The sequence below is a fragment of the Mycoplasma phocoenae genome, assembly GCF_012934855.1.
Classification (GTDB): Bacteria; Bacillota_I; Bacilli_A; order Mycoplasmatales; family Metamycoplasmataceae; genus Metamycoplasma; species Metamycoplasma phocoenae.
This window is the reverse complement of record NZ_CP051481.1, coordinates 227,113-251,785: the sequence shown is the minus strand read 5'-3', so window position 1 is coordinate 251,785 and position 24,673 is coordinate 227,113. Positions and strand designations below refer to the sequence as shown.

At 28.7% G+C, this 24,673-nt stretch carries 26 protein-coding genes and 1 tRNA gene; 13 read left to right on the top strand and 14 right to left on the bottom strand.

Annotated features, from left to right (window positions below):
• Window positions 1–53 precede the first annotated feature (53 nt).
• The 4 genes from HGG69_RS00985 (at window position 54) to nusG (ending at window position 1,700) form a co-directional block, all read left to right on the top strand.
• On the top strand, window positions 54–566 hold the full coding sequence (locus HGG69_RS00985; RefSeq protein WP_169604951.1) for a hypothetical protein: 513 nt from the start codon (window positions 54–56) through the stop codon (window positions 564–566).
• A 127-nt stretch (window positions 567–693) separates the two neighbouring features.
• Window positions 694–843: a 50S ribosomal protein L33 gene (rpmG, locus tag HGG69_RS00980; RefSeq protein ID WP_169604950.1), complete on the top strand. Its 150-nt coding sequence runs from the start codon at window positions 694–696 to the stop codon at window positions 841–843.
• Window positions 843–1,106: a preprotein translocase subunit SecE gene (gene secE, locus HGG69_RS00975; protein WP_169604949.1), complete on the top strand. Its 264-nt coding sequence runs from the start codon at window positions 843–845 to the stop codon at window positions 1,104–1,106. The genes rpmG and secE overlap by 1 nt, the downstream gene beginning before the upstream one ends.
• A 9-nt stretch (window positions 1,107–1,115) precedes the next feature.
• Entirely contained in the window at window positions 1,116–1,700 is a 585-nt protein-coding gene (gene nusG, locus HGG69_RS00970) for a transcription termination/antitermination protein NusG (RefSeq protein ID WP_169604948.1), read from the top strand.
• Between the two features lie 33 nt (window positions 1,701–1,733).
• On the opposite strand, the gene gyrA is transcribed toward nusG, so the two are convergent.
• Both gyrA and trmB read right to left on the bottom strand, forming a co-directional pair.
• The gene (gene gyrA, locus HGG69_RS00965; RefSeq protein WP_169604947.1) at window positions 1,734–4,325 is read right to left on the bottom strand and encodes a DNA gyrase subunit A; all 2,592 of its coding nucleotides are present in this window, start codon (window positions 4,323–4,325) and stop codon (window positions 1,734–1,736) included.
• A gap of 96 nt (window positions 4,326–4,421) precedes the next feature.
• Window positions 4,422–5,033 carry a tRNA (guanosine(46)-N7)-methyltransferase TrmB gene (gene trmB, locus HGG69_RS00960; RefSeq protein WP_169604946.1) on the bottom strand — a complete coding sequence of 204 codons (612 nt, stop codon included), beginning with the start codon at window positions 5,031–5,033 and terminating at the stop codon, window positions 4,422–4,424.
• A 56-nt stretch (window positions 5,034–5,089) separates the two neighbouring features.
• Between trmB and HGG69_RS00955 the strand changes: the two genes are divergently transcribed.
• Together HGG69_RS00955 and HGG69_RS00950 are read left to right on the top strand one after the other, a co-directional pair.
• Entirely contained in the window at window positions 5,090–7,000 is a 1,911-nt protein-coding gene (locus HGG69_RS00955) for an MYPU_1760 family metalloprotease (protein ID WP_169604945.1), read from the top strand.
• Window positions 6,972–7,523: a DUF402 domain-containing protein gene (locus HGG69_RS00950; RefSeq protein WP_169604944.1), complete on the top strand. Its 552-nt coding sequence runs from the start codon at window positions 6,972–6,974 to the stop codon at window positions 7,521–7,523. The genes HGG69_RS00955 and HGG69_RS00950 overlap by 29 nt, the downstream gene beginning before the upstream one ends.
• Window positions 7,524–7,573: 50 nt before the next feature.
• Here the strand turns inward: HGG69_RS00950 and HGG69_RS00945 are convergent, their stop codons facing one another.
• Entirely contained in the window at window positions 7,574–8,119 is a 546-nt protein-coding gene (locus tag HGG69_RS00945) for a bis(5'-nucleosyl)-tetraphosphatase (RefSeq protein ID WP_169604943.1), read from the bottom strand.
• A 308-nt stretch (window positions 8,120–8,427) separates the two neighbouring features.
• Between HGG69_RS00945 and HGG69_RS00940 the strand changes: the two genes are divergently transcribed.
• Window positions 8,428–9,201 carry a PQ-loop domain-containing transporter gene (locus tag HGG69_RS00940; protein WP_169604942.1) on the top strand — a complete coding sequence of 258 codons (774 nt, stop codon included), beginning with the start codon at window positions 8,428–8,430 and terminating at the stop codon, window positions 9,199–9,201.
• Window positions 9,202–9,318: 117 nt separating this feature from the next.
• Entirely contained in the window at window positions 9,319–11,229 is a 1,911-nt protein-coding gene (locus tag HGG69_RS00935) for a M13 family metallopeptidase (RefSeq protein ID WP_169604941.1), read from the top strand.
• A 22-nt stretch (window positions 11,230–11,251) separates the two neighbouring features.
• Here the strand turns inward: HGG69_RS00935 and HGG69_RS00930 are convergent, their stop codons facing one another.
• Together HGG69_RS00930 and def are read right to left on the bottom strand one after the other, a co-directional pair.
• Window positions 11,252–12,265, bottom strand: coding sequence for a CvpA family protein (locus tag HGG69_RS00930; protein ID WP_169604940.1), 1,014 nt, complete (start codon window positions 12,263–12,265; stop codon window positions 11,252–11,254).
• 1 nt (window position 12,266) lies between these two features.
• A complete protein-coding gene (gene def, locus HGG69_RS00925) occupies window positions 12,267–12,827 on the bottom strand; it encodes a peptide deformylase (RefSeq protein WP_169604939.1) in 561 nt (186 codons plus the stop codon).
• A gap of 98 nt (window positions 12,828–12,925) precedes the next feature.
• Between def and rsmD the strand changes: the two genes are divergently transcribed.
• From rsmD to rsgA, 5 genes are all read left to right on the top strand, one after another.
• Complete coding sequence (gene rsmD, locus HGG69_RS00920; protein ID WP_169604938.1) at window positions 12,926–13,474, top strand: 16S rRNA (guanine(966)-N(2))-methyltransferase RsmD; 549 nt, start codon at window positions 12,926–12,928, stop codon at window positions 13,472–13,474.
• Between the two features lie 65 nt (window positions 13,475–13,539).
• Complete coding sequence (gene gmk, locus HGG69_RS00915; RefSeq protein WP_169604937.1) at window positions 13,540–14,124, top strand: guanylate kinase; 585 nt, start codon at window positions 13,540–13,542, stop codon at window positions 14,122–14,124.
• A complete protein-coding gene (locus HGG69_RS00910) occupies window positions 14,124–14,879 on the top strand; it encodes a PP2C family protein-serine/threonine phosphatase (RefSeq protein WP_169604936.1) in 756 nt (251 codons plus the stop codon). Before gmk ends, HGG69_RS00910 begins: the two co-directional genes overlap by 1 nt.
• Complete coding sequence (locus HGG69_RS00905; protein WP_169604935.1) at window positions 14,855–15,859, top strand: serine/threonine-protein kinase; 1,005 nt, start codon at window positions 14,855–14,857, stop codon at window positions 15,857–15,859. Before HGG69_RS00910 ends, HGG69_RS00905 begins: the two co-directional genes overlap by 25 nt.
• 1 nt (window position 15,860) lies before the next feature.
• Window positions 15,861–16,700 (top strand): ribosome small subunit-dependent GTPase A, encoded by an 840-nt coding sequence (gene rsgA / locus HGG69_RS00900; RefSeq protein ID WP_169604934.1) that lies wholly within the window; start codon window positions 15,861–15,863, stop codon window positions 16,698–16,700.
• An 83-nt stretch (window positions 16,701–16,783) separates the two neighbouring features.
• On the opposite strand, the gene HGG69_RS00895 is transcribed toward rsgA, so the two are convergent.
• From HGG69_RS00895 to HGG69_RS00855, 9 genes are all read right to left on the bottom strand, one after another.
• Window positions 16,784–16,857, bottom strand: a tRNA-Trp gene (locus HGG69_RS00895).
• Window positions 16,858–16,861: 4 nt separating this feature from the next.
• Window positions 16,862–17,959, bottom strand: coding sequence for a redox-regulated ATPase YchF (gene ychF / locus HGG69_RS00890; RefSeq protein WP_169604933.1), 1,098 nt, complete (start codon window positions 17,957–17,959; stop codon window positions 16,862–16,864).
• A 9-nt stretch (window positions 17,960–17,968) separates the two neighbouring features.
• Window positions 17,969–18,403, bottom strand: a complete 435-nt coding sequence (locus HGG69_RS00885) for a 23S rRNA (pseudouridine(1915)-N(3))-methyltransferase RlmH (RefSeq protein ID WP_169604932.1) — start codon at window positions 18,401–18,403, stop codon at window positions 17,969–17,971.
• Window positions 18,393–20,228, bottom strand: coding sequence for a tRNA uridine-5-carboxymethylaminomethyl(34) synthesis enzyme MnmG (gene mnmG, locus HGG69_RS00880; protein WP_169604931.1), 1,836 nt, complete (start codon window positions 20,226–20,228; stop codon window positions 18,393–18,395). Before mnmG ends, HGG69_RS00885 begins: the two co-directional genes overlap by 11 nt.
• Entirely contained in the window at window positions 20,221–20,565 is a 345-nt protein-coding gene (gene rbfA, locus HGG69_RS00875; protein WP_169604930.1) for a 30S ribosome-binding factor RbfA, read from the bottom strand. The genes mnmG and rbfA overlap by 8 nt, the downstream gene beginning before the upstream one ends.
• Window positions 20,565–22,373: a translation initiation factor IF-2 gene (gene infB, locus HGG69_RS00870; protein ID WP_169604929.1), complete on the bottom strand. Its 1,809-nt coding sequence runs from the start codon at window positions 22,371–22,373 to the stop codon at window positions 20,565–20,567. The genes rbfA and infB overlap by 1 nt, the downstream gene beginning before the upstream one ends.
• Window positions 22,340–22,633: a YlxR family protein gene (locus tag HGG69_RS00865; protein WP_237077116.1), complete on the bottom strand. Its 294-nt coding sequence runs from the start codon at window positions 22,631–22,633 to the stop codon at window positions 22,340–22,342. Before HGG69_RS00865 ends, infB begins: the two co-directional genes overlap by 34 nt.
• A 6-nt stretch (window positions 22,634–22,639) precedes the next feature.
• A complete protein-coding gene (gene nusA / locus HGG69_RS00860; RefSeq protein WP_169604928.1) occupies window positions 22,640–24,187 on the bottom strand; it encodes a transcription termination/antitermination protein NusA in 1,548 nt (515 codons plus the stop codon).
• 11 nt (window positions 24,188–24,198) lie between these two features.
• A complete protein-coding gene (locus tag HGG69_RS00855) occupies window positions 24,199–24,624 on the bottom strand; it encodes an LSm family protein (protein WP_169604927.1) in 426 nt (141 codons plus the stop codon).
• Between the last annotated feature and the right edge of the window lie 49 nt (window positions 24,625–24,673).

The following is a 24,673-nucleotide window of genomic DNA, read 5'->3' as shown; positions in this document are numbered from 1 at the left end:
TTTTTAGGAAACAGGGGATAACCTGTTTTTTTAATTTGCGCGATAATAATTACATGAATAATAATCCACACAAAAATTACAAAGACTTTCTTTTTAACAATAAAAATCATATTTACAAAATTGCCAACAAATGTTTAGGAACTTATCCAATACCTTTAACATGCGATGATTTATATTCAGAAGCAATTTATATAATACATAAAATATATAAAGAACAAGAATGCCCACAGGCTAGTTATATTTTAAAGGCATGTGAATTCAGATTTAAAAATATAATACGGCAATACACTTCAAAGAAAAATTCATTTAATAACAATATCAACTATTTTCAAAATATAGAGCAAACAGATGTTAAAGATGAATCAAAATCTGAAAATAACTGATTATATACTGAACTTTTACTGAATACTGAACTGAATAGTACTGAAAAACAATTCATTTATAACAAGCTACACAACGAACTAAATAACCTTGAAATAATGAAACTGTTAAATTTAAATCCATATTTTTTTAATAAAATGCAAACTGCTTTGTATAAAAAAATAAACGATTTCTTATATTTATAATACGATAAAATAATTTAAGAAGATGTGCTGTTTTTAAAAACATAGACAATATATACATAATACAAATAATGCGCTATATAAAGTTATTTTTTAATATATTATTAAACTATTGTATAATATGTAAACTATGAAAAAGACAAGTAAAAAAATATCCCTAGCATGTTTCGAATGCAAAAGAAAAAACTATTCTACTAATAAATCAATAGAAGAAAGAGTGATTATTAATAAATTTTGTAAATGATGTAACGCTAAAACACTTCATAAGGAAGAAAAATAATGAGTAACGAAGAATTTGATCCATTAAAATCGCAAAATTTTTCATTAACAACAAAACAAAGCGATAATACACCTAAAGTTACAAAAGAAAAACACTGAAGATCTTTTGTAAAAGAAATTAAAAGAATTATTTGACCAAAAATTGGAACCATATGAAAATGATTTGCTGTTACATGCATTTTCGTATTAGTGTTTTCAATATTCTTTTTCATTGTTACACTATTATTTACAAACCTATGAGCAAATTTAGGTATTAAACTTTAAGGAGTATATATGTCAGAAAACACAATTGCAAAATGATACATGATTTCTACAGTATCTGGCAAAGAGGAAAAAGTTATCGATGCTTTAAAAAATAAAATCGAAGCCGAGAATATGAGTGATTTATTTAAGGAAATTGAAATCTTTACTATTCCACATTTAACTAATAAAGAATTAGAAAAGAAAACACGTGGAGAAGAATATGAAGTTAAATACAAAAACATGTACAAAGGTTACATATTTATAAAAATGGTTATGACCGATGATTCCTGATACGTTGTACGTAACACACAATATGTTACAGGACTTATTGGTTCAAGTGGAAAGGGAGCTAAACCAACTCCAGTTTCTAGAGTAGAACTAAGAAAAATGAAAGAAGCTCGTGACAAAATTAGAGCTGAATTTGCAAAAGGTAATATTGAAACCGCTTTCAAAGAAAACACAGTCGTAAGAATAAATTCAGGAGAATTCGAAGGACAAGAAGGACCTATTATTCAAAATAACGACATAACTTCAAAAGCATTTGTTGAGATTGAAATATTCGGGCGTAAAACTCCAGTAGAATTTGATTATAAAGTGCTAGAAATTATTGGATAAAAAAAGCTTAACATTTGTTAAGCTCTTTTTTTATTAATTTATTTCTTTTATTTTTGCTACCGCAACTATATAGTCGTTTTTATTTTTCAAGGTAATTAATTTAACACCTTTGGCGTTACGACCGCTGATCGACACTTCTTTTAAGTTAAATCTGATCGCCAAACCAGTGTTAGTTAAAATAATTAAATCTTCATCGCCATTTACTGTTGCTGAGTAAACTAATTCACCAGCTTTTTGACCATTCAATGCTAAAACACCTTTTGCGTTACGAGATGTTTTTCTAAACTCGTCAGCCAGTGTCATTTTACCGAATCCTTCCGAACCTAAAGAAAAGACATATTTTCCATCGTTTGATGATGAAGCAGAAACTACTCTACTATTATCATCTAATTTAATCCCAAACACTCCTGAAGCAATTCTTGACATTGGCCTAATTTCATTCACATCAAATCTACAAATCCTGTTATTTGAACCACTAATAAAGAATTCTTCATCTTCTTTAACTATCATGGCTTCAATTAGTTCATCATTCTCTTTTAATCCAAGAGCTATTTTTCCATTTTTATTAATTAGTTGATATTCAGTCAATGATGTTCTTTTTACAATTCCATTCTTAGTTACAGTAACTAAGAATAAATCATCGCTATAATCGTTTGTAGAAATAATGGTTTTAATATTTTCATCTTTATCAATTGTAGGTAAAATATTAACAATTGGTGTTCCTTTAGCATTTTTTGAAGCAGCAGGAATTTCATGCCCTCTTATTCTATATATTCTTCCTTTTGAGGTCAAAATCAATAAATCAGTATGAGTGTTAGAAACAATTATGTTTTCTACTTGGTCATCTGAATATGTTTTCGCAGCATATGATCCAACACCACCTCTACGTTGTTCTCGATATTCTTCTAAATCTACACGTTTTATATAATTGTTAACTGAATATGTCACAACAATATCCTTAACAGGAATTAAATCTTCTTCTTCTATTGAGTGATGTAAATCTCAACGTATTTCTGAACGACGTTTATCTCCGAATTGTGATTTAACATCTTCTAATTCTTCAACAATTAAATCGATTAATTTTTCTTCAGAAGCCAGTATTGATTTATATTCAGCAATGCGATTGTGTAAAAATTCTAATTCTTCAACCATTTTTTGTATTGCAAGACCAGTTAAACGACCTAACCGCATGTCAATAATTGCTTTTGTTTGAATGTCATCCAATCCAAATTTTTCAGTCATTTTTTGTTGTGCTTCAGCATCAGTTTTTGATTTTTTTATAATTTCAATAACATCATCAATGTTTTCTACAGCTATTTTTAATCCTTCTAAAATGTGAGCACGTTGTTCATCTTTTTCTAAATCAAATTGCAATCTTCTTGTAACTACGTCTTTTTGGTGATTAATATATACTTCCAAACAATCTTTTAAATTTAATTGTTTTGGTTCATTATTAACTAAAGCAATTGTATTGATTGAAAATTTAGATTGTAATTGAGATAATTTGAATAATTGATTTAATATGATTTCTGGAATAAATCCTTTTTTAATATCTATAACAACACGAATACCTTCACGGTTCGATTCGTCACGAAAGTCCTGAATACCTTCAACTCTTTTTTCTTTAACTAATTGTGATATTTTTTCAATGATGTCTGTTTTTTTAATTGCATATGGAATTTCAGTAACAATAATTCTGTTTTTTCCATTTTTCAATGTTTCAATGTGCGTTTTAGAACGCATAGTAACACTACCACGTCCTGTTCTATATGCTTCAATAACACTTTTTTTGTCGAATAAAATTCCACCCGTAGGAAAATCTGGCGCTTTTACTATATCAATTAATTCATCAACATCTATACCGGGATTTTTGGCTAATGCTATCGAAGCGTCAATAACATCATTTAAATTGTGCGGTGGTATGTTTGTTGCCATACCTACAGCAATACCGCTGGCTCCAGATACTAATAAATTAGGAATACGAGCTGGCAACACAATAGGTTCTTTTTCAGTAGCGTCATAGTTATCAATAAAATCAACAGTATTCTTTTTAATACCATCAACCATTACAGAAGCTATTTTTGACATTCTTGCTTCAGTATAACGCATAGCAGCCGCTTCGTCCCCGTCAATAGAACCAAAGTTACCATGCCCATCTATTAAAGGATAACGTAATGAAAAATCTTGTGCCATACGTACCATTGCTTCATAAACTGATGAATCACCATGTGGGTGGTACTTACCTAAAACATCCCCGACAATACGAGCGGATTTTTTATGTGGTTGATTATGGAACATTCCTAACTCACTCATTCCATATAAAATTCTACGATGTACAGGTTTTAATCCATCCTTAGCGTCGGGTAATGCACGTGCAACAATAACACTCATTGCATATTCCAAGAAAGCGTTTTTCATTTCAGTGACCAAACTTACCGGACTTAATCCGTTCGTTTCTTCTTCTAATAAATTAGGTTGTACTGTATACCCTTCTTTTTCTTGAGGTGGAATTTCCTCATCATCTTCTTCAATTATTACTTCGTCTTCGAAAACTTTTTTAACTTCTTCTTCCTCTACGAAATATATTTCCTCATCATCACGAAATTGATCGTCATCAAAATTCATAATTACCTCCAATTCTTAACTATTTAATTATATAAGAAAAAAACATCTTATTTATATTTATATAAATAAGTGCCGTTTTTATATATTTATATATATTTATTCTGTGAATTTAAGTTCTAAATAGTTTATATTTTTACCTTTTTCACTTCATTTTATTTCATATTCCGTTCTAATGTTATTCGCATTTTTTTCAGAATTATGTAAATCTGTAGTTGAATAAATTAAATGGGCTTTAATCGCTTCAATTTCTTCTAATGCAAATTCAAATAATGGATCATTGTCAGTTTTGAAAATTAAAACACCATCAGGTTTAAGTATTTCTTTAAATTTATTTAAAAAGTTTCTATGCAACAATCTTCTTTTTGCGTGTCTTTTTTTAGGTCACGGATCTGAAAATGTTAAATAAATTCTATCAACTTTATCAGCGAATATTTCAGTAATTTTATCCGCGTCTTCAACCAATAGTTTTAAATTGTTTATCTGTTCTTTTTCAATCTTTTTTAGCGCATATAGTGCAACAGTCCCATATTTTTCGCAGCCAATGTAATCAATGTGTGGATTATTCATTGCCAATTGCGTAATCATTTGTCCCTTACCCATCCCAATTTCTAAATGGGTTTCTTTTTCCAATTTAATTGGAAACGATTGAATAAGATGTTTTGATGCTTTTAGTAAGCCATCAGCTTCTTTGTTAAATTTTAATCTCATAAATTCTATTTTAAGAGATTATTCAATTAATTATTTATTTTTATTAAAATAAATATATGAAACAAGGCAAAAATAAATTTAACAAATTAAAAATAATAACAACATTATCAATACTAACTGCATTACCCTTAACAACTATCAGTTGCGGAATTATCAATTCACTAAATAAAGATTTTGAATTTCTTTCAAAAAAAGAAATCAATAACAGTCAAACTATTATGTACAATTCAAAATTTGATAAAAGTGGAGGGGAAAATTTTAATTATGATCCTTCTAAACTTTCAGTAATTGAATACCCTTACGCGAAATCCATCAATGGTAAATATTTATACTTTTTTGGACAAGAAGGTTTAAAACAATTGGTGGAAGATTTTTACGTAAAAGGGTTTTTTGGCAGTGAAATTACCGAATTAAATAATGTCTATATAAATAAACCAAACGATAACACGGAAACAACGGCTCAAGGTCTTTATATAGGTGAGTTTGGAAACATTTATATAAATACTAAAGATTTAATTTATGATGCTGATAACGTTCCATATAAATTATCAATACCGTGAGAAAAAATGGATAATAATTCCAAAAGTGAATTAATATTGCCAACACTTATTCATGAGTACTTGCACCATATTAGTTACATTTATAATAATTCATTTTTAGAAAACGATTCTTTATCAACAGGTGAAATAGTTTATAAAGAAAAAAACAAAAAGAACATTAAAGAATTAAATAACAAAAAATTTGTCAACAATTTCAAGGAAGCTTTGAGATTAACACCTAAATATAGCAAAATGAAAAAACGTATTAGTATTGATCAAAAATTCAATGCATTCCCAGTTTATGAAGTTTACTCGGCTAATGAATTATTTGAAAATGCTAATTATACCGGACATGATTGATCAAAACATGAAGGCAGCAATGTTTCATTCAATCACAATACTGACTCATGAATAAATTTTGCAAACGCTTTGAAAAATGAAGAATTGAATTATTTTTTTTCATTCAGTGAAATGTTTGCTCGTGAATTCATTAAATTGTCATACGCACCCGACGCCCCCATAAGAACACATTACAATAATAAAATGGGATATTTAGGTATGAAAAATAATAAAGAAATTTTCTTGAGTTCGTACGGAGAGGATTTGAGTAAGATTTTATCAATTTACAAACATAATAAAATTCCATATGAATTAGATAAGTATTCAGTAATGGGTGCCAACTGAGTTTTTGAAGATGATGAGTATTTATGAACTAATAATTCAAAAAAAACTACTCATAAAAAACAGATGCAATTGTATAAGGCTTATCTAGATTTAGTAGGTTACGGACTGCCAATTTCCTTATTGAGTACTGACGCAACTGAATATGGCAAACTATCATTATTAAGTACCATTTCATCAAATAGCAGTGAAATTAAAAAAATTAAAAAATCGTATAATGAATTACGTTTCGGAGGATTCATACCTACAGAATGAGTTGATAAAAATCAAAACAAAGATGTATACCTTTTAATTAAAAATAATAATAAAGAACACAAATTAAAATTAAACATTTTTCATGATGGTATAGCCAAAACCAAATCTGTATGAAAAGCTTATTGAAATAATGGTTTAGGACAAGATTGAGGACCAGAACAATTAAAACTAGGTAATTATTATTCATATATTACTGAAAAACCATTGAATATAGAAGAATTAAATTTAATTCAAGATATCAATTTCTCATTTTGAATAGATGAAAATAATGACAACAACGTAGATAATAAAGAATTGAAAGAATTCGAAATTAATGCTTTACGAAGATATAATGACGCTCAAATAAGAATCAGTTCATACCGCAGAAAACAAACCCCAATATTAACAAAAGATAAATCATTTTATTTAGAATATGTTCAAAACCCTAAAAATTCTAAACAAATGAGAGTAAAATTAAATCAATATGAAAAACGTACAAAGAAAAATCAATAAGTTAACGCGTGGTGATTTCATAGATGTGCAATGTTATAAATACAATGGTCATTTATATCGCCAATATGATGGTGTAAAAATAATTGATATCACCGATAAATATGTAATAGCTTTAATGTTAAAAACCAAAGTTGCTGAAGAAAACACAAACTGAGTAGTTAGTGAACCGACATTATTTTTATTTAGTAAACATCATTATTACAACGCAACAATTTTACTTAGAGATAATCAAAAATTTGTGTATATAAATTTGGCAACACCATTTTTTGTTGATAATAACAAAATCAAATATATTGATCTAGATCTAGATATTAAGACGTATAAAGAACACGAATTTACTGTTATTGACTGAACTGATTTAAGGGAAAATTTTATTAATATGAAATATCCAATGGAACTTGTTTATAAAATTTATGAGGAACTTGATTTTCTGTACTTAATGTACAATTCAAGAGAAGAAATTTTTAATGATGCATTTATCGACAGATACATTAACATACTGAGAAAAAATAAAGATATTTAGGCGAAAATTTCAAGCAAAATAATTAAAAAAAAGCAGTTTTCTGCTTTTTTTTAATTATATTCCTCTTCGTTTTGTTCGGTTACTAATTGTTCAAATAATTCACTTGATGAATAGTCTTGATATGCTGGCAGGTCAATGTCTAAATCATATTCAGTTATGTCGTTTTTATTTTTTTGGGCAAGTTTTGCCTCTAATAAAATTAAAAAGTTCAGCGCTTTATAAATTAATTCTTCTGAATCACTTTGTGTTAAATATTTATTTACATCTTGTGGCAATATTCATTTAGCATCAGTTAATTCACTTCGTTGATATTTTAACTCACCGGCTAAATAAAAACCTGGAAAGTAAACAACTGTTTTAAATTTACCATCTGGTAAATAGTATTCACTAGTAAGACGACCTTTTTTGAAAAAACCAACTTCAAGATTTGTTTCTTCTCTTAATTCTCTTCTTGCGGTTTCTAATTCAGTTTCGTCTCCTTCAACTCTTCCTTTTGGAAATCCTCAATGACCTTCTTTATGTTTAACAATCAAAACTTTCATTTCGTTATTTTGATCAAAGATAATTCCACCGCAAGATTTTACTGTTTTAGGCATATATACTCCTTGTTATAAACTACTTTAATTATAAAAAAACTAATCTTAAAACAAACTAAAAGTGCAATAAAACATCTAAAGCATTTTTTTATACTTCGAATTTTTGTAAATCTTACTACATTCGAAACATTTTTAAAAAAAATATTATTAAACAATTTAAATATTATTTTTTACATAAAGGTAGTGCTTTTTTCGAAAATTGTATTATATACAATTAAAGAAAAGTTTTTTGACATTAGAGAGTTATTTAACGGTATTTGATCATAAAAATACATTTAAATGTTTTTTTTATTATAATTGTTAACACTATGAATACATCTTTTTTATTATCAACAAATAACGCGCAAGCAACTACATCATTTTTTGACATAGCAAACTATGCGTCATACATCGCAGCATTTATTACAATTGTAATTGGAGTACCCCAATTAATTAAATTATTAAAGGATAAAAAAACAGGAAAAATCAGTTTTGTATCATTCTGAGTGTTTTTACTAGGATTAGTCTGTTGAGTAATTTATTCAGCAATAATGCCTGGCGACATGCTTTCGATAGCGATATCTAACACTTTATCATTAACTGTGTATTCGCTTACAATGTTTTTTTTATACAAGTATTCAAAATCACACTTTGCAACAGAAAAACAGTACAAGAAAACATTTATCATCGCAACAACAGTTATAATATTAGTCTTAATAGGATCGTGAATACTTTCGATATTAGGAATAATAAAAATAACACCAAGAATATCCAGCAAAATTGTTCAAACAATGATTGGATTAATTTTCCCAGCCTTCACTTGTTTAGCATTTATGCCACAAATTATTTTGAGCTTTGTTAAAAAAGATTTCAGTGGTGTAAGTATTTACATGTCAATATTATTCATGTTAAACAACATTTTATGAATAATGTTCTGAACAGCTCAATTACTTCTAGCGCAACAAAATAACGAACCTATTGTTTCATTTATCACAGCTTTAACGTGACAATCAGTGTCAATGGTTATCTTCACAACTCAAATGTGTTTCACATTGTACTATAGTCATAAACAAAACAAAAACAAAACAATTGAAAATCACTAATACGGTGATTTTTTTAACAAAACTAAATTTTTATAAAATATTCATTGACTTTTAGCCAATACCATTTACGTAGTACTGATTGTAGTATAATGTAACTTATAAAATTAAGGAGATAAAATGAACAAAGAAAACTTAAAACAAGATTTTTATGCCGAAGTCAATGCTGAATGATTGAAGCAAGCACAAATAAAATCTGATAGAGCAAGCACTAATGCTTTTGAAAATACTTCAGACGAAAACGAAAATATTGAAAAAGAAAATTTAGAAAAATGATCAAATGATTTGTCAACAGTTCCAAGTGATGATTCAAGACTTATTGAATTAGCTAAATTTTACAAAATGGTAAAAGACAAAAAGAAAAGGGAAGAACTTGGTGTTCAACCTATTTTAAAATATTTGAAAATGGTTGAAGATCTTCAATCATTTGAAGATTACTACAATAACTTTAAAGAACTTGCATTGCATAATTTTTATTCACCATTTTATTTAGATATTTCAACTGACTTTAAAGATTCTACTAAACAAGTATTATTTTTAGGTCACCCAGAAACAGTTTTACCAGTAAAAAATATGTATAAAGAGGAAGAACAAAAAACTAAACTTTATTCAGTGTATAACTCAATGATGAGTAAATTATTAAGCAAAATCGGTAAAACAAATGAACAGATTAAGGACATTCTAGATAAATCATACGCTTATGATATGAGTTTATGAGAACACACAATGGATCCAGAATACATGGCTGTATACACCAATTTTTATAATCCAATGTCAGTAGATGAAATTTATTCAAAAATTAAATCAGTACCATTTAAAAAAATCTTTTCAGAATTATTTGACTTAGACGTGACGGAAATTACTGTTACATATCCCGCTTTCATTGAAAAATATGATTCAATTCATACAACAGAAAATTGAGAAAACTTTAAGGCAAGATTATATTTAAACGTTATATCTCAATACTCACACTTATTAACAGATGAGATGAGAATTATTTCGGGAGAATATTCAAGATCAATTAATGGTGTGAAAGAAGCAACTAAATTCGATTTACATGCACAGAGATTTGCTTTATCCACATTCAGTATGGTTTACGGATTATTTTATGGAAAAACTTACTTTGGACCTAAAGCGAAAGCTGATGTAGAATCAATGGTTAAAAGTATGATCGAAATATACAAAGATAGATTATCAAAAAATGATTGATTAAAACAATCGACAAAAGAAAAAGCAATTGTGAAATTGAATCACATGATGATTTCAGTTGGGTACCCAGATGAAATCAATCCATATTATGATGAAATGAAAACAAAAACATACGAAGAAGGATCAAATATTTTAGATAATCATGTTGCATTTACAAAATTGAAAGTATTAGATCAATTAAAACAATACTTACAGCCAGTAAATAAAAAATTATGAGGTATGTCACCTGCATTAGTTAATGCTTACTTTTCACCTTCACAAAACAAAATTGTTTTCCCAGCAGCTATTTTACAAAAACCATTCTACTCATTGAACCAATCTTCATCAGAAAACTTTGGTGGAATAGGTGCTGTTATTGCTCACGAAATTTCACACGCATTTGATAATAATGGCTCACAATTCGATGAATTAGGAAACATGAATAATTGATGAGATAAAGAAGATTTTGAAAAATTCCAACAATTAACTCAATTAATGATTGAACAATTTGATCAAAGAGAAACAGAATTCGGTCCATGTAATGGTAAATTGGTGGTTTCTGAAAATATTGCTGATAATGGTGGTGTTTCATGTGCTTATGAAGCCGCTAAATTACGTGATGATTTTGATGGTAAGAAATTTATGATTAACTTTGCAATCATTTGAAGAAACAAAGCAAGAGAAGAATTTGGTAAATTACTATTAATGTCAGACGTTCACGCTCCTGCTAAATTACGTGCTAATGTTCAAATTGCTAATATGGATGATTTTTACAAATATTTTGAAGTTACAGAAAAAGATGCAATGTATATTGCCCCTGAAAAACGTGTAAAAATTTGATAATAAAAATCCCTTGCGGGATTTTTTATTTTATTAAAATGTTTTTAAATGCTTCAACGTAAGCGTCTACTTTTGCTTTTAATTTTGGATCTTGTTCACATTTTTGTTTAAGTTCTTCAGAAGTAAAGTTTTCTCTTAATAAATTTACCAGGTTTGATGCAGCAAGCTCTGTTAATTTAAAATTTTTAATTTTTGTATTTTTAATATCAGTTATCGCTTGTAAATCTTTTTCAGTTGGTTCGTCTGGTAATTCATTGATTTTTTTAACATTTAAAAATGTTGTAGCTGTTTTAGTATCTGTTGGATTTGCAACGGTGTTTAAAAACTTATCTTTATTATCATTTATAAGTTGCATTGCCATACCTGATTCTAGCATTGTGTTAATGTCGTTCATTTGTTTTTCAGTAAACTCTACTGTGTTGTTATTGTTTTCATCTAAGAATAAGTTTGGTACTTGTCCAAATTTATCAACTAATTCTCCATTTTCACCAGCAGCTATTGTTTTAACAACTTCGATATTACCCGCAAGTCCATGATATTTTCCAAAAGATAATACATTTACTAATTTGTTAACAATATTTTTTGAAAAGTCTCCATTTTTTTCTGGTACTACTGCAGCTAAATCAGCAGTAAAAGTCGCGATTGGAATAAATGCAACTGTAGAAACGGTCATTCCTAAAAATCTACTTAAAAATCTAATTTTTTTAGATTGTTTTGCTGAAATTTTCTTAGCAATTCTTTTGAATAAAACGTGATATAAAATAGATCAAACTATTGATAATATTAATATGATTGCCAATGCATATGCTGAGAATAATAGCCCAACTAAAGCATCAATATTCAAATCTTTTAATTCAAATGTTGTTTTAATAATCTCTATTATTTGTCTTGAAATTACTCCATATGTTAAGGCAGCAATTATGCTAGCTGCAAACGTGCTGACTAAAATTGTGATTGCATAATTTGTTTTTCTCAGAAAACCGAACAATGCACCAAGAGCTAAAAAGATTAGAAAAATTATTATTGGTAAAAATTCCATATTATTCTCCTTCTCCAATTAATATTAAATTTGGTTCTCTTTGTCATGGGTTTTTTTGATTTATATGATCTAAAAATAATTTACCTTGTAAATGATCATATTCGTGCTGCATAACAATTGCTATATATCCTTTCACATCATATACAACTTTTTTCTTTTGAAAGTAAGAATATGCTTCCACAATAACTCTGTTGTATCTTTTCACATATCCTTCTTGATTTTTTCAACTCTCTCTTACTGATAAACATCCCTCTCCAATATTGATTGCCACCTTGGCTTCTGAATGACCTATTAATTTTGGGTTCACAAGTGCATCTCTAAATACTACATTACCTTCTTCATCTGGTACATTAATGTAAAAAATATTTTTCAATATACCGTATTGAACCGCAGCTACACCAACTCCCGCTCTGAATTTAGATCCTTCTTTTTGCGAATCATCAATATGATAAATCATTTTATGAATCAAATCTTCATCATCTTTAGTAAGAGGTATTGGAACATCTTTTGATTTTTCTCTTAATACCTTTTCAGGTAATTTTGTTAATTTTATTTCGTACATGTATTTATTATAAACTAATATGAAAAAAATGTAATTTTATTACATCATGGCATTTTAATAAATACACTCTTAACTTATTACTTGTGTATAATTGTTTTATGTTAAGAATTACATCAGGAAAATACAGAAATATTAGAATTGAACAACCAGACAAAGCAATCACAAGAGCATCAAGTGAAAAACTCAGGGAAGCAGTATTTTCAAGTATTGCTTTTGATCTTGAAAATACTGTTTTTTTAGATCTTTTTTCAGGTAGCGGCGCTTTTGGTTTTGAAGCAATCAGTAGAGGTTGCAAAAAAGCAATAATGGTTGAAAAAAATAAACAAGCATACAAAATCATTTTATTAAATAAATTGAAAATAAAAGATTCAAATATCAGTACTTTTAATGCGGACGCACTAAGTTTTTTATTCAAATATAAGGGGGAACCTTTAGACTTTATTTTTATTGATCCGCCATACAATCAATTTCACTTATATGATGAGTGTATGCAACAATTATTTTTGTTAAAACTTATTCATAAAAATTCAGTTATTATTACTGAATCAGATCAATTAATCGAATCAATAAATAATTACACAAATTACAAAACTAAAAAATATGGTATTTCGTTTTTACAGTATTGAAACGTAAATATATCTAAATAAGATAGTTTTTTTGTAATTTACACAAGATTTAAATATAATTTAAATTAACAAATTAAGGAGAAAGTATGTACGATAAAAAAATTATTATTTTTACAGGACCTTCTGGAGTAGGGAAGGGAACAGTAGAAAAACATTTATTTAAAGATATAGCATTAAAGTTGAAATTGTCAGTGTCTGCAACAACCAGACAACCTAGAAACGGTGAAGAAGATGGAATTCATTATTATTTCATTTCGAAAGAAGAATTTGAACAACACATTGCTCAAAATAATTTATTAGAGTATTCACATCATTTCAATAATTATTACGGAACATTATTCAGTGAACTAGACAGAATTTCAAGTGAAGGATATATTCCATTTTTAGAAGTTGAAACCAATGGAGCATTACAAATTTTAAATAACTATAAAGAAAACAATATTGAAGGAAAAATCATTTCAATATTTGTGATGCCTCCATCATATAAAGAATTAAAAAGAAGAATTACTGAACGTGGTTCAGAAACTCCCGAAACTATTGAACTGAGAATGGAAAAAGCATTTGATGAAATTATGCACGCCAGTTTCTTTCAATACACTGTTATTAACGAAACAGTTGAAGATGCTTATAAACAAATTAAAGCTATCATTGAGAAGGAATTCAATTTATAATGCCATTACAAATACGTTTCAGTAGCAACATAGGAAGCGTCAGAAATGAAAATCAAGACTATGCTGGTTATTACCAAAAACAAAACCTAATTTTAGGTGTTGTTTGTGATGGCATGGGTGGACATAATAATGGTTCAATAGCTTCTAAAACTGCTGTTGAAACATTGATTGAGCACTTTAAAACAACAGATATCGAAACATACAAATCTACTGATAAAAAATTGATTCAAAATTGATTTAATGAAGGAATTTACAAAATTGATAAAAAAATGAAAGAGTTGGTCTTAGAGGACGAAAACAATGCGGACATGGGTACCACATTGATTACTTTTTTATATTTTATTGAAGAAGAAGAAACATACGTATTTAACATCGGCGACTCAAGAGCTTATTTATATAATGGGTTTTTACACCAGATTTCTCAAGATCAAAATGTCATGAATTACTTTATTAACGAAGAAAATATGAATCCTGAAACAGCGGGCAAAATTATTGGCTGAGATAGATTAACAAGTTCATTAGGACCGAATAAAACTAAAAATATTGACACTTTTGTAATTCATAAAGATTCAAAAATCAAAAAATTGATTTTAACAACAGATGGGTTGCACACATTTGTACCTAAGCCGATTTTTGAATACATACTGCAACAAAAAAATACTTCTTTGGCTGAAAAAATAGAATTACTTCTACAAAAAGCTATTGAATTGAAATCAAATGATAATTTAACATGTTTAATCATGGAGGTTGAATAATGATGTTGCCTAAACTAGAATCGCGTTATCAAATTTTAGATAAAAATCTTGGTTCAGGTGGTATGGGTCAAGTGTGAAAATGTCGGGATACAATGACAGATAAAATTGTTGCTATCAAAGTTTTAAGGGCGGATACTAGCGAAACTGAAAAAAAACGTTTTTTCAATGAGATTGATTCATTGAAAAAAATTAGATCAGATTTTGTTTCTAAATACTATGATGCGTATGTTGATAAAAACGAACAATGAATTGTTATGGAATACGTTAAGGGTCCAACTTTAAAAAGATGAATTGACAGCACAAGTAGTTTAAATTTACATGTTGCAATAAATTACGCAAAAAGTATAGCGCTGGCATTGAGTGATATTCATAAAGCCAATATTATTCATAGAGATTTAAAAAGTTCAAACATTATTATTACTGAAACTAGTGATATTAAAATTATTGATTTTGGTATAGCATTAGGTGAAAATTCATTGAGACATACAATGGATGGAAAAGTAGTTGGTTCACCTGAATATTTAGCACCTGAATTATTAAAAAATTCAGAACCGCCTTCAATTCAAAGCGATATATACTCGTTGGGTATATTATTATACGAAATGATTGAAGGTCATACACCTTTTGCGGGCGGAAATATAAACGTGGTTATATCTAAACATTTGAATCAAAAAGTTCCCAACCTATCAACATTAAATCAATTAGTACCTCAATCAGTTCAAAATATTATTAATAAATGTACAGCCAAAAACCCTCGTGATCGTTATGAAGACATGATTGCACTTTATAATGATCTGAAAACATGTTTAGACAAAAATAGAATATTAGATAAACCGAGTGTACCAGGTAAAAAACAACGTAAAAGTCTCATAGATTTGAGTGAAAACAAAAGTTTTACTCTTTCATTAATTATTATTGGGTCAGTATTAATTACAATCGTAATCATACTTCTTTGTTTAAAATTAGCGGGAATTTTATAGCATGTTAAGAGGTAAAATTATAAAATCATTAGCTGGTTTTTATTACATTAAAACTACTGATGGCAAAATTCATACTACTCGCGGTGGTGGAAAGTTAAGACTCTTGGATATCACTCCAACCGTAGGTGATTATGTACATTTTGAAAGTGATGGTTTAATACATAAAATCGATCCCAGACGTAATTCTTTTATACGCCCAAAAATAGTAAATGTAGATCAAGCAATCGTTGTAAGTTCGTTGGTTGAGCCTAATTTTTCATCTTCTTTGGTTGATAAATTCTTATTAATTATTGAGTCAAAAGAAGTTGAACCCATTATCGTGTTAACAAAAAAAGATTTAACAACAAAAACATATAAAGACTATTATTCACAACAAGGTTATAAGGTTTTTGAAATTGACTACTCCGATCATACTTCATATGCTGAATTGGAAAATATTTTTAAAAATAAAACGAGTTTTTTAGTGGGTCAAACCGGAGTTGGTAAAACAACTTTAATTAATCATTTAGCTAAAACAAATTTTGAAACACAACAAATTTCAAAAGCTCTAAATAGGGGTAAACATACTACAAGAGAAGTGTCATTAATTGATTTTAATGAAGGCGAAATCATTGATACACCAGGCTTTTCTTCATTTGATTTTGATATTGATATAGACAACATTTCAATAGCATACAAAACATTCAGAGAAAACGCTGTGGATTGTAAATTTAGAAATTGTAAACATTTCCAAGAAAAAGAAGAAAATTGCAAAATCAAACAATTAGTGACTCAAAATAAAATACCTAAAGAACGCTATGATAATTATTTGATGTTCTTGAATCAATTAATGAATAAATAACAATAATTATCCAATCACTGAATATTTTTTATTAATAAAAAAGAGAGCACACTCTCTTTTTTTTTGATCATTTTTTTATGATATGGCAGAGGATACAGGATTCGAACCTGTAACGAAGGGTTTGGAGTCCTTAGTTTTGCCGTTAAACTAATCCTCTTTTATTATTTTGCTACTTTAAAATAACAAACGTCGCCATCTTTCATAATGTAATTTTTTCCTTCTAAATGCATTTTACCAGATTCATGAGCTTGTTTTTCACCGCCGCAATCAACATAGTCTTCGTATGATATAACTTCAGCTTTGACAAATTTTTTCTCAAAATCAGTGTGAATAATTCCGGCACATTCAGCAGCATTCATTCCGTTTTTAAATACTCATGCTCTAACTTCAATAACACCTGCTGTAAAATATGTAGATTGATCTAAAAGATAAAAACTTTTTTGAATTAAATTATCTAAACCACTTTGAGTTAAGTTATACTCAGCTAAAAACTCTTTCTTTTCATAGTCTTCAAATTTTGATAATTCGTATTCAAGTGAAACACATATTGGAATTAAAATATCATTTGTTTTATCTAAAAATTCTTTTAAAGTTTTGTAATGTTGATTTTTTTCAATGTTTTCTAAATCGGATTGTTTCAGATTAGCAACATAAATAATTGGTTTGGCTGACAATAACTGTCATGATTTTATCATCACTTTCTCGTCGTCCGTTAATTCGACTTCACGTGCTGATTTTTCTTCTTCCAAGAATTGCTTAACACGTTGAGCAATTTCAAACTCTTTAATTAAATCTTTATCACCTGAGTTTTTAGCTCTTTTTCCAATTCTATTTATTACGTTATCAACAGTTTGCAAGTCTGCTAATATTAATTCTAAGTTGATAGTTTGTAAATCTGAAATAGGATCAATTTTATTGTGTACATGGACAATATTATTGTCTTCAAAACAACGCACAACGTGCACAATTGCATCAACTTCCCTAATGTTAGCTAAAAATTTATTCCCCAAACCTTCACCTTTTGAAGCACCTCTAACAAGACCTGCAATATCTACAAATGTAAAAGTTGCTGGAACAATTTTTTGCGTATTAGCTAATTTTGATAATACTTCTAAACGAGGATCATTCAATTTCACTATAGCCATATTAGGTTCAATTGTGGTGAATGCATAGTTACATGCTTCAGCTTCATTCAATGTCAATGCATTGAATAATGTACTTTTACCCACATTAGGTAATCCTACTATACCTGCTTTCATACTTTCTCCTTATTTATGATATTTTATATTGTTTTTTATTGCGTAAGCACGGTAAATTTGCTCAATCGCCATAACTCTAAATAATTGATGAGGAAATGTCATTTTTGAAAAATTAATTTGTTTTTCAAAATATGATTCAATAACACCATCTGAACCCCCAATAACAAAAGTTAGGTTATCAGTATTTGTGATTAAATCACTAAACGATACAGAGTCATATTGAGTACCATTTAGTGAAAAATAGTAAACAACTGAATTTTTGGGAATTTTTTTAAGAATCATTTCAGTTTCTTTTTTGATTCTTAATTCTTTGTTATTGTCTTTAATTTCTTTAATTTCAATTAAGTTGACATCTACAAAAAATTTTATTTTTTTTAAATATTGTTGATATAAAACTTCGTACTCTTTCGAAAGAGAACCAACCGCAATAATATTAAGCTTCATCTTTTTTTCTTCTCATATCTAGATAAAACATAAGCATTTGAATGTCAGCTGGGTTGATACCACTTATTCTTTGTGCTTGACCAATTGATGTTGGTCTGATTTTTGATAATTTTTCTCTTGCTTCGTGTGCTAAGTTTTCAACTTTAAAATAATCTAAATCTTCGGGCAATTTCAATGACTCAAGTCTTTTCATTTTTTGAGCTTGTGTAATTTGTTTTTCAATATATCCAAACAATCTAACATTAACCTTTAATTCATTTTTATATGGAAATTCGGCTTCAACAATGTCTTCCACATCTACATCTGGTCTTGCTAATAATTTTAAATAACTTAATCCATGTTCGACGTTATATTTTTTACCTAATTCTGAAGTTGAACCTACAAATTTTAATTTTAACTCTTCAATTTTATTTTGAATTAATTCATATTTTTGTTTTGTATTTAAATACTCAGATTCACTTATCATTTTATTGTTATAAGCATATTGATATAAACGCTGGTCAACGTTATCGTTTCTTAATAATAAACGGTATTCAGCACGTGAAGTAAGCATTCTATATGGTTCAGCAGTACCTTTTGTGACTAAGTCATCAATCAGCACCCCAATGTATGAATCTGAACGATCTAAATAAAGCATTTCGCTCTTGTCTAAGTAATTGGCCGCATTTATTCCAGCAATCAATCCTTGTGCAGCAGCTTCTTCATAACCGCTTGTTCCATTGGGCTGACCGGCAGAGAAAAATCCTTTAATTACTTTGGTTTCCAAGCTTCTTTTTAAATTCAATGGATTAATGGCATCATATTCAATTGCATAACCATATTTTTGCACACGTGCATTTTTAAGTCCGGGTATTGTTCTTATCATTTGATCTTGAACATCAACAGGCATTGATGTGGATAAACCATTGATATACATAATATCGCCTTTAGATGTTTCTGGTTCAAAGAAAATATGATGTCCGATTTTTTCTCTAAATCTTACAACTTTATCTTCAAAAGAAGGACAATAACGAGGTCCAGTACCCACAATTAGTCCTGAATACATACTTGATTTAGTTAAATTATTCAGTACTATTTCCTTGGTTTCTTCAGTGGTGTGTGTCATTCAACATGAAGTTTGTTTATCCAATTTCACGCCACTATGAGTTGAAAAGGAAAGTTCATTTTCTTCTAATACTTCTTCTTCAACTTGCGAAAAATCAATACTATCAGTATAAATACGACATGGTGTACCAGTTTTTAATCTTTGAATATTAAATCCATATTTTTTTAAATTAGCACTTAAATCAACACCTGTTCTTTGTCCGGCAGGACCGCTTTGTTCGATTTCATCACCTTGTAAAATGCGACTATTCATATAAACACCAGTTGTCATAATTACCGTATCAGCATTTATTTTGCCGTTTTTTTCAGTAATAACACCTTCAATAACATTAGATTCAGATATTAGTAAATCGCATACCATGTCTTCAATCAATGTTATGTTAGGATTTTTTAACATGTCTTGATAAATTATTTCACAATACTTGTCTTTATCTATTTGTGCTCTTAATGATCACACTGCAGGTCCTTTTGATGTATTTAGCATTTTAATTTGAATCATTGCTAAATCAGCAAAATAACCTTGCACGCCACCTAAAGCATCTATTTCACGAGTAATAATTCCTTTTGCAGACCCTCCTATAGATGGGTTACAAGGCATCATACCAAGTTTAGTCAAATCCAAGGTAATCAATGCTACTTTGAAATTTCTTTTTGAAAGGGCATAAGTGGCTTCAACTCCGGCGTGTCCGCCACCAATTACAATTGCATCAAATTTATTCATTGTTTTCATTTTTGATTTTTGCAAGAATAGTTTCAATACGTGAAGCTTTAGATTCAACTTCATCAATTGAAAAGACTAATTGAGGAACTTTTCTATGTCTTCAACTTCTCGCAACAACACTTCTTATAAAAGGAGTCATATTTTTTACTTTTTCAAAATAACGCGCTTGATCTTTAAATATGGTTATATAAACTTTTGCGTGCGAACCATCTCTTGACAATACAACATCATTGATTGAAACATTAGATGGATCAAAATCTTTTAATTCATACATGGCATTAGCTACTAATTGATTTAACAACGAAGTTTTTCTTTCATGATTAATAGAATTACTCATTATTCCTCCACTAATTTATCTTCATAGAATTTTAATGTGTCATCTACTTGTATGTCATCGAAATTTTTAACGTGTGTACCGAATTCAAATCCAGTATCAACTGATTTGGCTTCATTTTTTTCACGTTTCAATGAATCAATAACACCTTCGTAAATTAATTTATTTTTTCTAAATACTTTAACTTTTGAATTGGCTTTAACTTTCCCGCTTACAACTTTTGAACCAGCGATATTACCAACTTTTGAATAGAAGAATATTTGTAATATAATAGCTTCTGCAATTTCAATTTCTTCATACACAGGTTCTTTTAAACCTTTTAATTTAGCTTCTAATTCTTCTACAATTTTATAAATAACGTTGTAGTTTTTGAATTGTACTTGTTTGCTTTCAGCGTAAGATTTAACCGATTCATTTATATTGATATTAAATCCATAAATAATTGCATCACATGTACTTGCTAAAGATACATCGGCTTTAGTAACATCACCATTGGTGGCTCTAATAACATTAACAATTGCTTCTTCATTTTCTAATGTACTAATTTTGTTTTTCAATGCTTCAGCAGTACCTTGTACGTCTGATTTAATAATTACATTGATTACTTTAACATCTTCAGGTATATTAGTTTGAATGTTTTTTTCATTTAATTCTTTTTGTTTGTCTAGGAATTTTTTTTCCTCTGCTAATTTTTTAGCAAATTTTTCATCACTTATACCAATAAATTTGTCTCCACTTTGTGGGTTGGAATTTAATCCAGTAATAACACATGGCATACCTGGGGTTGCCTTTTCAATATCATTACCTTCAGTATCTGTTAATGAACGAATTTTTCCATATTGCGAACCCGCAACAATAAAATCACGTGGTAATAAAGTACCATTTTCAACAATTAACGTTGCAACAACTCCCTTACCTTTATCTAAACGCGATTCAATAATTGTACCAATAGCTTCTCGATCTGGCGCTGCTTTCAAATCTAATAATTCAGCTTGTAAAAAGATTGCTTCAAACAATTCAGAAATACCTTGGTTTTTTAAGGCTGAACCATAAACAAATTGAGTGTCTCCACCTCATTCTTCACATACAATGTCTGATTCAGATAATTGTGATTTAACTTTCTCAACATCAGTGTGTGGTTTGTCCATTTTATTCACAAATACGATAATTGGCACACCAGCCGCTTTTGAATGATCAATAGCTTCTTGTGTTTGAGGTTTAACACCATCATCAGCAGCAACAACTAATATAACAATATCTGTAACTCTTGCTCCACGTGAACGCATTTCAGTAAATGCTTCATGACCTGGTGTATCTAAAAATGTTATTTGTTTGTTATTGCATTGCACCTGATAAGCACCAGTATGTTGAGTAATACCTCCGAATTCAGTTGAAACAACATTGGCTTTTCTTATTTGATCAATCAATGTTGTTTTACCGTGATCAACGTGTCCCATAATAGTAACAATAGGGCTACGTGTAACTAGTCTGTCTTCATCAGTGTCCAGAATTAAAGAATCAACTACATTTTGAGCACTAACGTTGTCAGCTTTAACAAAGTCATATCCGAATTCAATACATAATTCAGCTATATCTTCCTCACTTAAAGAAGTATTAATAGCTTTCATTATTCCTTTTTTGAAAAAGTAAGTAATGATTTCAGTAGGACTTACTTTTATTGAATTACTGAATTCACCAATTGTCATTGCTCCTATAAAACGAAATACTCCGTCTTCAAGTTTTACTTCTGAGTTTTTTAAATGTGTTTTAATATCTTTTAAATTTGATTTTCTTGTTTGTTTTTTAGCCATGCGCTTACCTCTTCCTTCATTTCTTCGTGTACTTTGTTTTCAATATTTGTTCTGAATGCTTTGTTCAATAGTTTCTTTTTGAAAAATATTTCAATTGTTTCTGCATTGTTCTTACAATAACCACCTCTACCGCCTAATTTGTGGTCAGGGTCAAATTTAATTTGATTATTTTTATCCTTTGCAAAACGAATTAATTCATTTTTTGGGTATGAATTACCCGTTACACTACATTTACGTAATGTTTGTTTTTTAATTTTCAAAATAAATTATTCTCATTCTGAATCATCTCAGTCAATGTCATCCACGTTGACTGATAAATCTTTATCTTCTTTAAAATCATTTAATTCTTGTTTAGCAATTTCTTTATAATCATTCATTGTTACTTTTGAGTATGGATCAGTATCATCTTTTTCATCTGAATCATTTTCAGTATTTGATTCGTATTCATCAATTTGTTTATATAGATCTTCCATATCTTGATCAAAATTCATATCAAAGTCTTTATCTTCAAATAATTTTGATTCAAAATCGTTCATATCTTCTGTATTAAACTCTGTGTGGAAATCTGCAATATCTTTATCAAATAATCCCGATAAATCAATCAATTGATTATCGTATGATTTACGTGATTTATTTTGTTTATTTGTATTGAATCTTAATTTTCTTCCTTGTTCTAGTTCTTCAACTTCAGTAGGAGTAACATTACCATTTCATTCGTATTCTAAACCTTGCTTTTCGGCAAGTTTTTGTCCAACTACATTGATTTTAGCTCCAGTTAATTCAACTGCTAACATAACATTAATTCCTCGTTGACCAATAGCTAATGTGTGTTGTGACTCGGGTACTACTACATCAAATGCTGGTTGTTTTTCAGTTGATTTATTTGCTTTGTAAATAACATCAATAACTTTCGATGGTGCAATAGCATTCATGATAAATGTTTTTATGTCATCTGAATACTCAACAACTTCAATTTTTTCTCCGCCATGTAAAGCTTCAATATTTTGAATCCGCATGCTATCTTTACCAATAATTGATCCTAATACATCGTTTGTGAATCCTTCTGATGCTTTAACTGCAACTTTACTTCTTTCTCCAATCATTCTCGCAATTTTAACAACTTCAATTTGTCCATCAGCAATTTCAGGAATTTCTGATTTCAATGTTTTTTCTAATAAAATTGCAGCTGATGAACTTACGATAATTTGTGCAGCTTTTGAATCTTCCATAACTTCTTCGATAACAACATCTACATAACTTCCAATACTTGGCATATTTTTAGCAAATGCTTTATTGTGCGGCATAAATGCGTCAACGGCATTATTTTCTAAATTAAATAAAAACCCTTTAGGTAATTTAGAAACAAATTTAGCTCTAACGATTTCACCGATTTTTGTACTGTAAACTTCATATATTCTTTGTTTTTCAAATTCTCTTGTTAATTGATTAAATTGTGACAAAATTTGACTGTGAACTCTTTTTGGGAATTTTTCAAAAAGCACTTCTTCAGCAATGTTATCTTCTAATTCAATGTTTGGGTCGATTTTTCTAGCATCGGTTAATGTAATTTCAATACTTGGACTAAATGCGTCTTTTTCATCGTCTGTTTGGGGATCTTCAACAACCATTTTAGTGTGGTTAATAACTTTGAAATTGCTTTTTTCTTCATCGAAAATAAATTCAAGTTCTGCATCGGGATCGAATTTTTCAAAAACTTTTCTTATTGTTGTTTCAAGCATTTCTTTAATTTTAGGAATAGGTATTCCTTTAATTTGTGATAAGTTGTATATTTCTTCAAAAAAATTATTTTCCATATTTATTACTGTTAAAACAGTTCCTTTTCTATTTTTTTAATATTTTCTTTTGCAATTGTAATTTTTTGCATTCTTCCTTTGTTATTTTTAATTCCGTACAATTCATTAGTGCGATTTTCTAAAAATTTAATAACGATTTCATATTCTTCATTGTATGGTTTATTTAAAAACAATCTGATTTTTTGATCTATGTAACCATTTAAATCTTCATATTTCAATTCTATGTCGCAACCTTGTGAATGAATATCTAAACAATATTCGCCAAAATCACCCTCTCCATCAATAAATCCATTGATATCGTTTGTTCAATTTTGTACTTCATCAAAATTATGAACATTGATTTCAATGCTCAAAATTTTGTTTCCTTCAATGACTTCTCATGAACATTTGTTAACAATATTAGAATACTTTGCCTTTATCTTTTGTGTTAAATCCATATAACCTCCATGTAAAAAGGTTGCCTGAATGGCAACCCTTTTTTTTATT